Source organism: Pseudobutyrivibrio sp. ACV-2, from assembly GCF_900107545.1.
Taxonomy (GTDB): domain Bacteria; phylum Bacillota; class Clostridia; order Lachnospirales; family Lachnospiraceae; genus Pseudobutyrivibrio.
This window is the reverse complement of sequence record NZ_FNQZ01000001.1, coordinates 83,871-99,168: the sequence shown is the minus strand read 5'-3', so window position 1 is coordinate 99,168 and position 15,298 is coordinate 83,871. Positions and strand designations below refer to the sequence as shown.

The window sequence follows — 15,298 nt, the reverse complement described above, 5'->3', positions numbered from 1 at the left end:
AATTGTAACATTCAGCCTATACTCATTCAATCCGAACAGGCATTCAACTGTGTATTATAATCCTAAAAAGCCTTAAATTATCATAATTTATTGCAAAAAAAAATCTCAAGTAAATTTTTACTTAAGATTTTTAGAAAGTGGACTAGACGGGAGTCGAACCCGTGTCCAAAAGCCAATTCCCGGCCCTTCTACGAGTGTAGTTTGTAGTTTTACATTCCCTCCACATGACGCCCACAAACAGGCTGCATGCTTTAGTAGCTTCATGATACGCCCACTATCTCAAAGCTTTGATAGCGTCGTTTCCTACAAAGTCGAAGTCTGGGTCCTAAGGTGTAGGTGCCCTAGGTCAGACTGCCGCAACTAGGCAGCGTATGCTAAATTATCGTTAGCGTTTAATTTTAAGTTTGGCCATTTAACCCATCGCCGTGGGACTCGCTTCTTCCGCTGCATGACCCCTGTCGAAACCATGACTAGCCCAAGAGACTTATTCATTATAAAGCACTCGATAAACTCTGGCAAGAGGCAATCCCACTACATTATTGTAGTCTCCATTGATTTTTTCAACCAATACTGCTCCCAAGCCCTGAATGCCATAAGCTCCAGCTTTATCCATTGGCTCTTTTGATGCAATGTAGGCTCTTATAGATTCTTCAGAGTTATCATACATTGTAACCTCTGTGCATTCTGAAAATGTATTAATATTTCCAGCTTCATCTACTATAGTTACGCCTGTATATACCTGATGGATTCTACCTGATAACTCTGTGAGCATCCTAAAAGCATCCTCTTCATCTGCTGGTTTACCTAGTATTTTATCATCAAATGCAACAACTGTATCAGCGGCTAAAACCTTCTTTCCCTGATGCTTTTTCCATACCGCAAGTGCTTTTTGTCTACTTAAATCTTCTACTACCTTTGCTGGAAGTGTTTCTGTTGTTACTTCCTCAATGTCCGCTGGATCAACTGTATATTCTATTCCAGCCTGTGTCAAAAGTTCACGTCTTCTAGGTGAACCTGATGCAAGTACTATATTCATTATCCTAAATTCCTTATCTTGAAATCTCTCTGTGCCTCACGCTTCATATCCTTCTTTTGAATATCAGCACGCTTATCATAGAGTTTTTTACCTTTCGCCAAGGCGATTTTTACTTTCACTAGCCCATTATTAAGATAAACCTCCAGCGGCACCATAGTATAACCACTTTCCTTTATCTTGCTTAGCAGACGATTTATCTCCGATTTGTGAAGCAAAAGCTTTCTTGGACGAAGTGGATCTCTATTGAAAATGTTTCCTTTTTCATATGGATTTACATGCATTTGATAAATAAACATTTCGCCATTGTCAATTCTTACAAACGCTTCCTTTATGGAGCATTGGCCTAAGCGCATGGACTTTACTTCAGTGCCATGTAATTCGATGCCTGCTTCGTATTCTTCCTCCATGAAATATTCGTGGTATGCCTTTTTATTATTTGCAATTAACTTTCTGCCTTCTTTATTCATTATGTCTTCTCCAAGTATATATTTCTTAACATAGTCCGCTTGTTACGGCAACAAGTCTTGGGTCTCAACGCTCAGCTTAGAATGCTTCGCTTATGAAACCCAAGCCTTGTTACCTACAAGCTCATCTAAATTCCTAGTTGAATATATTTAATAAGCTGTATCAATGTAGCCCTAATGCATACCCACGCTTTCGTTTAAAAACGCTGGAATTCTTCTAGGATGAAGTCTATGGTGCGGGCTTGTTCGTCTACGGAATCTAGGATTACGGTGACGGGTTGACCTAGTTTGAATGTACGGCCTGTGCGTTCTCCTACCAGTGTAAGATTTTCTTCTACAAAATCATAGTGGTCATCGTAGAGGGTGGATACATGCACTAAGCCTTCTACAGTGTTTTCAAGCTCGACGTACATACCCCAGCCAGTGATCGATGAAATGCGTCCTTCAAACTGCTGGCCTATATATTCCTTCATGAACTGAACCATCTTAAGCTTATCCACTTCACGTTCGCAGTCTTCTGCCCTACGCTCTAATTTGCTGGTTTCCAGTGCAACCTGTGGAAGAATAGACTCATAGTGAGAATATTTTCGTTCATTCATTCGGCCGCGTATATGATCCTTTATAATTCTATGAATCTGTAAATCAGGGTAGCGACGGATAGGTGATGTAAAATGACAATAATACTGGGCCGCAAGACCAAAATGTCCCTTGCAATCTGTGTCATATTTGGCCTGTTGCATACTACGTAGTGTCATCTTAGTGATAACCGCTTCATCCTCATGACCTGATAGTGCATCTAACATCTTTTGGATTTCTTTGGGCTTTACTGAATCTGTCTTGCCCTTGAAGGAATAGCCACATGCCCCAAGGAATCTGGCAAGCCCCTGCATTTTTTCAGGGTCTGGAGCACCATGTACACGATATACAAATGGAGACTCCATCAAACAGAAATGCTCTGCTACTGTCTCATTAGCTGCCAGCATGAAATCCTCTATTATTTTATGTGCATCATTGCGCTCATAAGGTGCAAGTCCTACAACTTTTCCATCTTCTTCATTAATGATGATATGCGTTTCAGGAAAATCAAAATCTATAGAACCTCTTCTTTTTCTTCTGGCACGAAGGATTTTCGAGAGTTCATACATTTTATCTATCATAAAAGCTACATCAGAATATTTATTTCGTTCTTCCTCATCGCCTGTCACAATGGCGTAAACGCTGGTGTAGGTCATACGGTGATTTGAGTGAATAACAGATTCACATATATCATGATCAATAAGCTCACCCTTTTTATTAAATGTCATGATACATGAAAGAGCAAGTCTATCCTCGCCTTCGTTTAAAGAGCACATTCCATTAGACAATGTGTGTGGTAGCATTGGAATTACTCTATCTGCAAGATATACACTTGTGCCACGCTTTAAAGCCTCTACATCAAGGGCTGATGATTCCTGAACGTAATTGGTAACATCTGCTATGTGAACTCCAAGTACATAGTTGTCCCCATCTATGACAAGAGATACACCATCGTCGATATCCTTGGTGTCTTCTCCGTCTATTGTAACCACACATAAATCTCTTAAATCCTGTCTGCCAGCCATGTCTGCCTCAGACACTGGCTTAGCCACAGTAGAGGCCTGCTTAATCACTTTATCTGGGAACTCTGTAGGTATACCAAAGGCTCTGACAATAGATAGTATATCTACACCCGGGTCATTTTTATGACCTAATATTTCAGTGATATGGCCTTCTGGTTTATGACTGTCATCACCGTAATCATCTATATGACATACAACCTTGTGACCTGTGACAGCCCCCATATCCTTGCCTGCTGGAACAAACACATCACGTAGCATCTTTTGACTGTCTGCAACGACAAAACCAAAGGTACCACTACTTTCAAAGGTGCCTACCACATCAGAAAAGCCATGGGTAATAATGCGTACAACTCTGGCCTCCTGGCGTTTGCCAGGGGCGCCAAAAGTGAGAACTGCCCCAACTATATCATCCTGCATAGCAAAGCCGGTGTTATCCCTGCTAACGAAATAATCCTCTTCCTGGCCTTCTACTTCTATGAATCCAAAGCCGTCCTTGTGGGAGATAAACCTGCCTATAATATCAGGCTCCTCTTCCCTTTTAGCGGGCTTATTAGCCCTTTTGGCTACTTCATTTAATGATTGCTTTTTAGCAGCCGTTTCAGCCTTAGTTGGCTTTTTCGAGCGATGGTCTTTAGTTTTGATGAATTTAGATCTGTCCTCAGCTATCTGATATTTGCCTCGTTTGGTTATTTCTATCTGTCCCTCTTCAACAAGCTCCTGTAAAACCTCGCCGAATTCTGTTCTTTTATCCTTTTCTACATCCAGAAGAATTTCTAATTCCTTTTTCTTCATAGGGATGTAAGCTGGACTTTTAAAAACATCCATTAAGAAATGTCTTTGTTTATCGAAATCTTTCATAGTCCTCCTAAAGTTAATCCAATAAATACGAAAAGCCACCCATAAAGGGTGGCGTCTAAAAAGCTATCTTAGAAGCTTCCAATGTTGAGAACAGCTGAAAGTATGAAGAAAAGGATAACGCATACGCTAGTAAGCTTAACCAATAAGCCCTCACGTGAGCGACCCTTATTACGGCTCCAATATGAATCGAACTGCTGTCCTGAAAGAGAACCGAGTCCGTTCTGCTTGCCCTCCTGGAAAAGAATGATAACTGTAAGTGCCACACAAATGACAATTAATAATACTATTAGAACATATTTTAATGCTTGCATATTTTCCTCCTAAAAGTAAGTCACGTTTTTTCGCAACAATCGAAGTATAGCATAGGAAACGCTTGTTTTCAAGCCTTTAACACCACTTTATACTCCAGCGTCAAAATTCATTCCGGCAAGCATTGTTCCATCCACATTTTTTCTATTTTTGATTTGCATTATCATTTAATCAAATGGAACATAAAAAACCACCACCTATAAAAACCCGCCTGTAAATATGCTTATAGTACAACAATAATCGTAAAAAACTATGAACTAATAAGCCTTTAAATTTCGACTCAGTTCTTTTATACTAGAGGTTAATTGTGGGAGGATATGATGTATGATTTTATGTAGGTATTTTGTCTATTTCATAATCTATAGCTTCTTAGGCTGGATATATGAGACTTGCTATTGCACAATTCACGAAAAAGCATGGGAAAACAGAGGCTTTCTATATGGTCCATGCATTCCCCTCTATGGTGTTGGTGCCACATTGGCCCAAATCCTCTTTGTTGATTTGCCCTTCGGATGGGGTGACTCCTATCTTACTATATTCTTAGGTTGCTCAATCGGTTCATTTTTCCTTGAATATGGCACTTCATATGCTCTAGAGAAAAAATTCCATGCCAGATGGTGGGATTATTCAGATTTCCCACTAAATATTAACGGCAGAGTTTGTCTGGTATTTACCGTATGTTTTGGGTTTGCTGGGATTATTGTTACTCAGATAATCGTCCCACCAGTAATTGAAGGGATTTCCTATATCCCAGGTGTTCTAATCGAATTATTTGCATTGATTTTCATGTTTTTACTGGGAATGGATATTGCCCTTACAGTCTCAGCTCTCACCAGCTTTGCCAAGGAATTTGAACGAATCAATGATCAGATTAACAAGCAAATGGCTGAGCGAGTGGAAATCTGGCAAGCCAACAGAGTAGATGCAAAGGTTGCTAGAATCGAAAGGGTAAACGGTCGCAAGGAAGCAGCCTTTGTAAAAAAAGAATTAACAGCAGAAAAGATTTCGGAAATGAAAGAACAGCTATCTACAGAAGCTGTCAAACAATGGATATTAAATGCCACTGAAACTCAGCGAGGACAGTTTAGACATATCGCCAAATTTACTCATCCAGTGGCTTCTACTAAGGCCTTGTTAGATAAGGGCTCTTCTATTTTAAGAAAGAAACATAAAGATTAAAGAATAATTTGGCATTCACAACATGATAAATTTTTAAAGCCACTAGAAAAAAGCTCTCCACATCATGGAGAGCTTTTTACATATAATTTACTTTGCTTTTTCTTCTGTCTTTACAGCATCTTCAGGCTTTTCTACCTGTGCGATTGCGTTTTTTGTCATTGGGATACGGCAGTTCTTGTTGCTTCCGAACTCAACAATAACTGTATCCTCCTGGATAGCAATAATAACACCGTAAAAACCGCTAGTAGTAAGAACTGTATCACCAATTGCAAGAGAAGACATCATAGCTGTCTTTTCACGCTGCTCCTTCTGCTGTGGGCGAATCATAAGGAAGTACATCATTACAAAAAGTACTACTACCCAAATAATTAAGCTGATTGAACTGTTCATTAACTTATTCCTCCTAAATTTAGGCTACCGCCTACTCACTGTGTTTTATTCTACCTAAAGAATTAATATTAGGCAAGAAAAAACCACTATTTAATAAAATTTTAAGACTATTACTCTCCTGCTTCCATTGTAGCAAGCTTTCTGGCCTTATATGAAGCAAATTCACCTGCATCTAATGAATTTCTGATTTCTTCCATCATTGTATTGTAGAAATATAGATTATGTAATACGCAAAGACGCATACCAAGCATTTCCTTTGCCTTTAATAAATGTCTCACATAGGCTCTTGAATAGGTACGGCAGGTTGGACAACCACATCCCTCCTCTATAGGTCTCATATCCTTTTCAAACTTTTGATTGAAAAGATTAAGCTTGCCATGATTAGTGTAAACATGACCGTGACGGCCATTACGGCTAGGATATACGCAGTCAAAGAAATCTACTCCTCGTTCAACAGCCTCTAAAATATTGGCTGGTGTACCAACGCCCATAAGGTATGTTGGTTTGTTCTGTGGAAGGTATGGAACTACATGGTCAAGAACATCATACATCTGCTCATGACTTTCACCTACAGCAAGGCCACCTACGGCATAGCCAGGTAAGTCAAGCTCCGAAATTCTTTTAGCATGTTCTATACGAATATCGTTGTAAACCGCCCCCTGATTGATACCAAATAAAAGCTGCTCCTTGTTGATTGTATCTGGAAGGCTATTAAGTCTATCCATCTCTTCCTTGCAACGATAGAGCCAGCGAGTGGTTCTAGCAACAGAATCCTCTACGTATTTACGTTCTGCAAGGGCTGGTGGGCACTCATCAAAAGCCATTGCAATAGTAGAGCCCAGATTTGACTGAATCTGCATTGATTCCTCTGGTCCCATAAAAATCTTTCGTCCATCAATATGAGAATTGAAGGTTACACCTTCTTCTTTAATTTTGCGAATACCCGCAAGGGAGAAAACCTGGAATCCGCCAGAATCAGTAAGGATTGGTCTATCCCAAGCCATAAACTTATGTAAGCCTCCCAGCTCTTTAATAAGCTTGTCTCCTGTTCTAACATGAAGATGATATGTATTGGAAAGCTCCACCTGACATTTGATTTCACGTAAATCATCAGTGGAAACTGCACCCTTAATAGCTGCAACTGTACCAACATTCATGAAAACCGGTGTTTCAATGGTGCCATGAACAGTGTGAAATCTTCCTCTTTTAGCCTTTCCCTCAGTTTTTAATAACTCGTACTTCAATTTTTATAAAACTCCTTAATATAATCAACTTGATCTGTCATGTGGCCAAGCATCGCATCGCAAACAGCAATAGCACACATGCATTCAACTACCACAACAGCTCTTGGGACAATAACCGGGTCATGACGACCATGGATTTCAATATCGAGCTCTTCTCCAGCCTCATTAACGGTATGCTGAAGTCTTGAAATAGATGGTGTAGGCTTGATAGCAGCTCTTACAATAATGTCATCACCATCAGAAATGCCGCCTAAAATACCGCCGCTATGATTTGTAGCCTTAACAACATTTCCTTCATCATCAAGTTCAAAAGAATCATTATTGATGCTTCCACAGGTTTTTGAAACAGCAAAACCATCACCAATCTCAACACCCTTGACTGAGCCTATAGAAACAAGAGCCTGTGCCAGCTTTGCATCAAGCTTTTCAAATACTGGATCTCCAACACCAGCAGGGACTCCTGTAATAACGCATTCTATGATACCACCTGCACTGTCATTGCTTTGCATACAAGCTTCAAGATACTCTGCGGCCTTTCCTGCAGCATCAGCATCAGGCATAGCTAGAGGATTTAAATCTCTTTCACCAAGTTCAAATTCAGATATTTTTACATCCCCAATTGACTTCGTATATGCGAATACTTCGATACCCAGCTCTTTTAAAAGCTTTGCACAGATTGCACCGGCAGCGACCCTTCCTATAGTCTCGCGTCCAGAAGAACGACCACCGCCTCTATAATCTCTGCGACCATATTTTTCGTAGAAACCATAGTCAGCATGACCTGGTCTAAATGCCGTAGCAATACTTCCATAATCCTTGGAGTGCTGGTCCTTGTTTCTTACCATAAGAGAAATAGGAGTGCCCGTAGTATGACCTTCAAACACGCCTGACAGAATTTCAACTTCATCACCCTCTGCTCTTGCTGTGGTAAATTTTGATTGTCCTGGTTTTCGTCTATTAAGATAAAGCTGAATATCCTCAGCGCAAAGCTTAAGCCCTGCCGGGAATCCATCAATCACAACACCTAAAGCCTCACCATGGGATTCTCCCCATGTAGTAACAGAAATATGATTTCCAAAAGTTGAACCTGCCATCTTATCCTCCTTCTAGCACAAAACATTTAGCCTTAATAAAACGAAAGGGACTGTGTTAAACAGCCCCCTTAAAAATCTATTTAACCTTTACTACCACAATGCTGTTTGGCTTTGCAATCTTGATTGGTTTATTCTGCATGAGTGAGTGTCCAGCAGTTTTATCAATTGTAAAGCTTCTGATCTCGTTTGTGTCGTGATTAAGAGATACAAAATATTTATCCTTTGGTAAAATAGCAAAGCTCTTTGGATAATCTCCACTAATAAAGCTGTGTGAAAAATACTCGATTTTACCTGTCTTTACATTTCTCTTGTACATGCAGACAGCATTAAGTCCATCTACGCTGGCATACAGGAATTCCATGTCCTCGCCAAATTTAACATTTGTTCCTGTAGAGATTTCCTCATCAACACCTACAAGAAGTGATACAGACTGAATGTTTTCAAAATCAGGACGGTCACCAATAATATGATAATCATATACAAGGATTTCGTTAGACATTTCTGTGATAACGTATGCATATTTTCCGTCTGGAGAGAACTTCATCTTAAGTGGAGCTGAGCCCATAGGACATCTGATGATATCAGCAAGGCGAAGCTTACCTGCCGAATAATCTATCTCATAAATCTTTATCTGGTGAAGACCATTCTCAACAGCGCAAAGATAACGCTCATCTGGAGTAAGTTCAACACATGTACAGTGTGGGTATAAAGGTCTATCTGCAACAGACTTACCAATACCCTGATGGAAAATACCATCAGCAATACCGCCAATAGTTCCATCTTCGTTGAGTCTCATCATTGAAACTCTTCCATCATGATAGCCAGCAACAAATAAATATCTATTCTTTGAATCAACACAGAGATTGCAACCACGCATGCCACCTATCCATTCCTGATTCATCTTTTCAAGGTCACCATTTTCAAGAATCTTGAAGGATGCAACACCTTCATCAGCAATTGAATAAAGGAATCTGTTGTCCTTTGAATTGATAATATCTGATGGATTGTTGATTGGAGCAACGCTCTGCTCTGTAAGAACTCCTGTATCAGGATTAACATCATAAACATAAATACCCACGCTAGTTTCATGTGTGTAGGTACCAACATAAGCAACATATTTTTCTGCCATTGTATTCTCCTTGTATAAAACCTATGCCTCTTTACGTCTTAAGAGATCAAACTCGTCTGGTGTAACTGCAAGCTTGATAAATAACTTTTGCTTTGGATGTGGACAGCTCTCCATAGAGTTTCCATCTTCATCCTTGATTCCTAAGACTTCTACCTCTACATTATCTCCGTTTGGCTTCATAATTTCAATAGTTTCCCCTACTGAAAATTTATTTCTCTGCTCAATTTCTACAAAGCCTTCTGCATCTGGGGCTCCGCAAATTCCCAAATACGTATATCCGATATTGTAGGTATTGTTATCATAAATCTGAGATTCCTCAGATGGCTTTCCATAGAAGAAGCCTGTTGTGAACTGACGATATGTACATGCCGCAATCTGTTCCTTGTACCAGTCAAGATTTGCAAGGTACTTTTCCTCTGATTCCATGCAATCATCAATAGCCTTGCGATATGTACGTGCTACAGTAGCTACATACAAAGCTGTCTTCATACGGCCTTCTATTTTGAAACTGTCGATACCTGATGCAAGTAAATCAGGAACATGCTCTATCATGCAAAGGTCCTTAGAATTGAAGATATAGGTTCCTCTCTCGTTTTCCTCTACAGGAAGATATTCGCCTGGACGCTGTTCTTCGACTACAGCGTACTTCCAACGACAAGGATGTGTGCATTCGCCATGGTTTGCATCTCTGCCTGTAAAGTAGTTTGAAAGCAGGCATCTTCCTGAATAGGAAATACACATAGCACCATGGATGAAAGTCTCTATCTCCAAATCATCAGGAATATTCGCTCTGATTTCTTTTATTTCTGCAAGGGAAAGTTCTCTTGCTGAAACAACTCTGGTAGCACCAAGGTCATACCAGAACTTGTAAGTACCATAGTTGGTATTGTTGGCCTGAGTGCTGACATGACGCTCTATCTCAGGACAAATCTCTTTTGCAAGCATAAATACTGCAGGGTCTGCAATAATAAGAGCATCTGGCTTGATTTCCTTAAGTTCCTTAAAATATTCTTTGACGCCCTCTAAATCACCATTGTGGGCAAGAATATTTGCTGTAACATAAACCTTAACACCATGATCGTGAGCGAACTTAATGCCCTCTATCATATCTTCCTTGGAGAAGTTCTTTGCCTTCGCACGAAGTCCGTAAACCTCTCCTCCAATATAAACTGCGTCTGCTCCATAGATAACAGCAACCTTAAGAACCTCAAGACTGCTTGCAGGAACTAATAATTCTGTTTCTCTCATTTCTTTCCTTTCACGCTGATACTAACTCCATCTCCCAATGGAAGAATCGTAGTAGAAAAACCTTCATCGTGAGTCAATTCGTATAGGTAATCACGCATTCTTTTGTGAATGGTTCGATTACGTCTTGTTATAGCAAATCTAGACTCTATAATATCCCCGTCCTGTAACACATTATCAGTTACTATAACACCGCCATCCTTTATCAGGCGTTTGACCTCAGGCCAAAAATTAATGTATTGGCCTTTGGCTGCATCCATAAAAATAAAATCAAAAGGACCTTCAAGTGTAGGTAATATTTCCATGGCATCCCCCTCTAAAAGGGTAATCTGCCCATCCCTGCCGGTTCTTTTAAAATTCGCATTTGCGATAGGAATACGAGGTAGATAATTTTCTATGGTAGTAATTTTCACCTCGTCACCCGCTGCCTCCGCCATAAGATTGGCAGAAAATCCAACAGCAGCGCCAACCTCAAGTATATTTTTAGGCTGGTTCATCTTTATAAGAAGCTGTAAAAGATTGATGGTCTCTGGTCGAATTATTGGCACATAGGTCTCTATGGCCTCCTTTTGAATCTCCTTTAGCACTGGACTAAGCTCTGGATAAAGACTATTCAAATAAGTGGTATATCTCTCATCAACTATCATTTTACACTTCCATGATGATTGGAATAATCATTGGTCGGCGCTGTGTTTCATGCCATACAAAATCAGAAAGGTTATCTCTGATATCGCCCTTGATTTTGTTCCAATCAGTAATATTCTTTTCCTGAAGAACATCCATTGTATCGTTAAGGACTGTTCTTGCACTTTCCATAAGATCCTCAGAATCTCTAACGTAAACGAAGCCTCGTGATACAATATCTGGTCCTGCAAGAACTGTTCCTGAGGCACTATCAAGTGTTAAAACTACGATAATGATTCCATCCTCCGCAAGCTTCTGTCTATCTCTAAGAACGATGTTACCAACATCACCTACACCGATACCATCAACCATGATAGCGCCAGTGTGAACATGACCTGCTATTCTGGAGAAATTGTCTCCAAGCTCTAAAACATCACCTGAACGAATAATTTTGATGTGGTCATGATCCCAACCAAGTGATTCAGCGATTTTAGCCTGAGCTGTAAGATGCTTGAATTCACCGTGAACTGGTATTGCAAACTGAGGACGAACAAGTGAATAGATAAGCTTGATTTCCTCTGCGCAGGCATGTCCTGAAACATGCACATCCTGCATAACAATCTGAGCTCCACGCATTGTTAAATCATTGATAACATTTGACACAGCCTTCTCATTTCCTGGAATTGGATGAGATGAAAATACAATCATATCACCTGGCTTAATCTGAACCTTTTTATGAGTTCCGCTAGCCATTCTAGAAAGAGCTGCCATTGACTCACCCTGCGAACCTGTTGTAACAAGTACAATCTTTTCATCAGGGTATGATTTCATCGTCTCAATATCAATGAGTGTATTGTCAGGGATGTGTAAGTATCCAAGCTTTTGAGCTGTATCGATGGTATTTACCATTGAACGGCCCTCTACGCATACCTTGCGTCCGTATTTGTCTGCAGAATTAATAATCTGTTGAACACGGTCAACATTTGATGCGAAAGTAGCAATGATAATACGGCTTGTTGTATTATCTGCAAAAATTGAATCAATGGTTTTACCAACTGTTTTTTCGGAAGCGGTAAAGCCCGGTCTTTCTGCATTGGTACTGTCGCACATAAGAGCAAGTACGCCCTTCTTTCCGATTTCACCAAGACGCTGAAGATCGATTGGATCACCATAAACCGGTGTGTAATCAACCTTAAAGTCACCTGTGTGAACAACGATACCTGCCGGAGAATAAATAGCAAGAGCAGCCGCATCCTGAATACTGTGATTGGTGCGAATAAACTCCACTCTGAATTCACCTGCATTAATGTGTGTGCCATATTTAACAACCTTACGCTTTACCTTGGTAAGCATCTTGTGTTCCTCAAGCTTATGCTCGATAAGGCCATTTGTAAGCTTTGTCGAGTAAATAGGGCAAACATTAAGCTCCTTAAACACATAAGGAATGGCACCGATATGGTCCTCGTGACCATGGGTGATGAAAAAGCCTTTCAGCTTATCCTGATTGTCCTTCAGATATGATATATCTGGAATTACCAGATCCACGCCCAACATATCGTCCTCAGGAAATGAAAGTCCGCAATCCACAACAATAATACTGTCTCCATATTCAAAGGCAGTAATATTCATGCCGATTTGCTCAAGACCTCCAAGTGGAATAATCTTCAGCCTTTCAGCCTTATTTTCAGTTTTCTTTTTCAAAAATAAACCTCCTATTTATATATAAATCATATTTAATAATCAATGTCGGCATCTTCACCAACTAATTCGTCAAATAATTTTGCTACAGCAGCAAATTCCACGTCGTCCTCAACGAACTCGTACACCGCTTCTTCTCCATCTGCATTAATTTCTTTAAGGATGGTAGCCTCAGCCTCTTCCTCATCCTCGTTATCACATACAAGTAGATATTTGTTACCTGAAACTACTGTCTCTTCAATAACAAAAAACTCGATGTTTTCACCGTCGTCGCCAGTAAAAATAATCTTATCCATATTAACTCCTGTTATCTAAATAATCCTGTAAAATAATAGCTGCCGCAATCTGGTCAATGACTTTTTTGCGGTCCTTTTTTGCTACGCCAGATTCCTCTAGAATCTCGTCAGCATAAACCGTGGTAAGACGTTCGTCTAATAGCTCTATAGGTATATCTACACGCTTTTCTAAAAGCTTTTTGAATTCCAAGGTTTCCTCACAACGAAAGCCCTCGCTGTCATCCATGTTGCGGGGGTAACCAAGAATTATTTTTTCAACTTTGTATTCGTCACATATTTCTTGAATCCGGACAAGTGTGTGGCGAAGGGCATTGGGGCGCTTACGAACTATAGTTTCAAGTTCTTGTGCAGTCAAAAGTAAGGGGTCACTTATCGCGACCCCAACTGTTTTTGTACCATAATCAAGACCAAGAATCCTGCTCATTATTTACTCCAGCTCTCAGTAGCTATATACTCCTTAAGAAGCTCCTCTACGAGCTCATCACGTTCTACTTTCATAATAAGGCTGCGGGCATTACGATGACTGGTAATGTAAGTAGGATCGCCAGACATAATGTATCCCACAATCTGATTCACTGGATTATAGCCTTTTTCTGAAAGAGCGCTATAGACCTGCTCGATGACTTCCTTTACACCTACAGGATTATCCTTTTGAACCTTAAAATATTGTGTATTACTTAAATCTGCCATAATAACCTCTCGTCTCTAATAATTGCTAATCACAATAACACCTGTAATAATACAGCCTTTGAATAGTTACATTGTAATATACAAATGCCTAAATTTCAACAATCAAGTACTGTCCATCAGCAGTTAAACCTGTAGCTTTTACCTCGCAAATACAATTTGTCAAATCCTGATTATCATTAAATTGAATTGCGCATTTTATATATTCTTTTGAAAAACCAATGAAGTAATCATTGCCATCTATCTGCGCTTTTTCCTCAAAAAGAACATCTAAACTTTTGCCGATATGGTCTTTTCTGTAGGCAATAGTACTTTCATTTCCTGTTGCAATAAGGCTTGCACTTCTCACCTTTTTAACTGCATTTGTGATTTGTCCTGGCATTGTTGCCGCCTTGGTCCCTGCACGTTTTGAATATGCAAAAACATGAAGCTCATAGAAGGCTATTTCTCTAACATAGCCTTCTGTGATTTTATATTCCTCTTCTGTTTCTCCTGGGAAGCCCACAATAATGTCAGTGGTGATTGCTGGATTGTCAAAATACTTTCTAAGAATTTCCACTCCTCTAGTATACTCTTCAATTGTGTATTTTCTGTTCATGCGTTTTAATACAGTATCGCAACCTGACTGTAAGGAAAGATGAAAATGTGGACACATCTTATCAAGTACAGAAACTCTTTTCGCAAAATCTTCTGTAATAATCTGTGGTTCTAAGGATCCAAGTCTGATTCGTTCAACCCCATCTATTTTTTGTACAGCCTCAAGCAAATCTGCCAATGTGTAATCTGTTCCACTTCCATAAGAGCTCAAATGAATACCCGTGATAACCATTTCTTTGTAGCCATTTTTTGCGAGACCTGTTACCTCTGAAACTACATCATTTATATCGCGGCTTCTGATTCTACCTCTTGCAAATGGAATAATGCAGTAGCTGCAGAATTGGTTACAGCCATCCTGAACCTTTACAAACGCTCTAGTGTGCTCTGAATCCTTTTCAATATGCATATTCTCATATGCGACATTTCCATCGTTTATATCTATGTAATCAAGAATAGGTCCGTCCGTCTTGTCAAGGCTTGCAAAATACTCCCTAACTTTGGTGACAAGCTCATTCTTTTTGTTATTACCTAAAATAATATCAGCGCCTAATTCATCTGCCTCATCTTTACCGAAATTCTGTACATAGCAGCCGGCAGCTACAACGCATGCATCAGGATTTAGTTTTCTACATTTATGTATCATCTGACGTGATTTTCTGTCAGCAATATTCGTAACCGAGCAGGTGTTTATTACATAAACATCTGCAATATCATCAAAGGAAACAATGGTGTAACCATCCTTCTTAAGGAGCTCTTCCATTGCTTCTGTTTCGTATGCATTTACCTTACAACCAAGGTTGTGTAATGCCGCTTTTTTCATATATATAAAACCTTTCTTTTTCTTAAAAAC

General features: G+C 39.7%; 16 protein-coding genes and 1 other RNA gene. 1 reads left to right on the top strand and 16 read right to left on the bottom strand.

From position 1 onward, the window contains the following. Positions 1 to 135: 135 nt before the first annotated feature. The 5 genes from ssrA to secG all read right to left on the bottom strand — a co-directional run bounded on the left by ssrA (position 136) and on the right by secG (position 4,267). Positions 136 to 477: a transfer-messenger RNA gene (gene ssrA, locus BLV53_RS00470) on the bottom strand. 7 nt (positions 478 to 484) lie between these two features. Beyond that, the gene (locus BLV53_RS00465; RefSeq protein ID WP_330388250.1) at positions 485 to 1,036 is read right to left on the bottom strand and encodes a Maf family protein; all 552 of its coding nucleotides are present in this window, start codon (positions 1,034 to 1,036) and stop codon (positions 485 to 487) included. Then, positions 1,036 to 1,503, bottom strand: a complete 468-nt coding sequence (gene smpB, locus BLV53_RS00460; RefSeq protein WP_090295569.1) for an SsrA-binding protein SmpB — start codon at positions 1,501 to 1,503, stop codon at positions 1,036 to 1,038. Before smpB ends, BLV53_RS00465 begins: the two co-directional genes overlap by 1 nt. A gap of 194 nt (positions 1,504 to 1,697) precedes the next feature. Continuing rightward, a complete protein-coding gene (gene rnr / locus BLV53_RS00455; RefSeq protein WP_090295564.1) occupies positions 1,698 to 3,956 on the bottom strand; it encodes a ribonuclease R in 2,259 nt (752 codons plus the stop codon). A gap of 68 nt (positions 3,957 to 4,024) precedes the next feature. Then, positions 4,025 to 4,267: a preprotein translocase subunit SecG gene (gene secG, locus BLV53_RS00450; RefSeq protein ID WP_090295561.1), complete on the bottom strand. Its 243-nt coding sequence runs from the start codon at positions 4,265 to 4,267 to the stop codon at positions 4,025 to 4,027. Between the two features lie 322 nt (positions 4,268 to 4,589). On the opposite strand from secG, the gene BLV53_RS00445 reads away from it, so the two are divergent. Beyond that, entirely contained in the window at positions 4,590 to 5,444 is an 855-nt protein-coding gene (locus tag BLV53_RS00445; protein WP_090295559.1) for a putative ABC transporter permease, read from the top strand. Between the two features lie 87 nt (positions 5,445 to 5,531). On the opposite strand, the gene yajC is transcribed toward BLV53_RS00445, so the two are convergent. The 11 genes from yajC to mtaB form a co-directional block, all read right to left on the bottom strand. Then, positions 5,532 to 5,834, bottom strand: a complete 303-nt coding sequence (gene yajC, locus BLV53_RS00440; RefSeq protein ID WP_090295556.1) for a preprotein translocase subunit YajC — start codon at positions 5,832 to 5,834, stop codon at positions 5,532 to 5,534. A gap of 110 nt (positions 5,835 to 5,944) precedes the next feature. After that, positions 5,945 to 7,078, bottom strand: coding sequence for a tRNA guanosine(34) transglycosylase Tgt (tgt, locus tag BLV53_RS00435; protein WP_090295553.1), 1,134 nt, complete (start codon positions 7,076 to 7,078; stop codon positions 5,945 to 5,947). After that, positions 7,075 to 8,172: a chorismate synthase gene (aroC, locus tag BLV53_RS00430; RefSeq protein ID WP_090295549.1), complete on the bottom strand. Its 1,098-nt coding sequence runs from the start codon at positions 8,170 to 8,172 to the stop codon at positions 7,075 to 7,077. The genes tgt and aroC overlap by 4 nt, the downstream gene beginning before the upstream one ends. Positions 8,173 to 8,248: 76 nt before the next feature. Next, a complete protein-coding gene (locus BLV53_RS00425; RefSeq protein WP_090295545.1) occupies positions 8,249 to 9,301 on the bottom strand; it encodes a lactonase family protein in 1,053 nt (350 codons plus the stop codon). A gap of 21 nt (positions 9,302 to 9,322) precedes the next feature. Then, the gene (locus BLV53_RS00420; protein ID WP_090295542.1) at positions 9,323 to 10,549 is read right to left on the bottom strand and encodes a peptidase U32 family protein; all 1,227 of its coding nucleotides are present in this window, start codon (positions 10,547 to 10,549) and stop codon (positions 9,323 to 9,325) included. Next, entirely contained in the window at positions 10,546 to 11,193 is a 648-nt protein-coding gene (locus BLV53_RS00415; protein ID WP_090295539.1) for an O-methyltransferase, read from the bottom strand. The genes BLV53_RS00420 and BLV53_RS00415 overlap by 4 nt, the downstream gene beginning before the upstream one ends. 1 nt (position 11,194) lies before the next feature. Further along, on the bottom strand, positions 11,195 to 12,871 hold the full coding sequence (locus BLV53_RS00410) for a ribonuclease J (protein ID WP_090295535.1): 1,677 nt from the start codon (positions 12,869 to 12,871) through the stop codon (positions 11,195 to 11,197). Between the two features lie 32 nt (positions 12,872 to 12,903). Continuing rightward, positions 12,904 to 13,164 (bottom strand): DUF1292 domain-containing protein, encoded by a 261-nt coding sequence (locus BLV53_RS00405; RefSeq protein WP_090295532.1) that lies wholly within the window; start codon positions 13,162 to 13,164, stop codon positions 12,904 to 12,906. A 1-nt stretch (position 13,165) separates the two neighbouring features. Next, on the bottom strand, positions 13,166 to 13,588 hold the full coding sequence (gene ruvX / locus BLV53_RS00400; RefSeq protein ID WP_090295529.1) for a Holliday junction resolvase RuvX: 423 nt from the start codon (positions 13,586 to 13,588) through the stop codon (positions 13,166 to 13,168). After that, positions 13,588 to 13,854 (bottom strand): IreB family regulatory phosphoprotein, encoded by a 267-nt coding sequence (locus tag BLV53_RS00395; protein WP_090295525.1) that lies wholly within the window; start codon positions 13,852 to 13,854, stop codon positions 13,588 to 13,590. The genes ruvX and BLV53_RS00395 overlap by 1 nt, the downstream gene beginning before the upstream one ends. Before the next feature lie 88 nt (positions 13,855 to 13,942). Continuing rightward, entirely contained in the window at positions 13,943 to 15,268 is a 1,326-nt protein-coding gene (gene mtaB / locus BLV53_RS00390; RefSeq protein WP_090295521.1) for a tRNA (N(6)-L-threonylcarbamoyladenosine(37)-C(2))-methylthiotransferase MtaB, read from the bottom strand. Positions 15,269 to 15,298 lie beyond the last annotated feature (30 nt).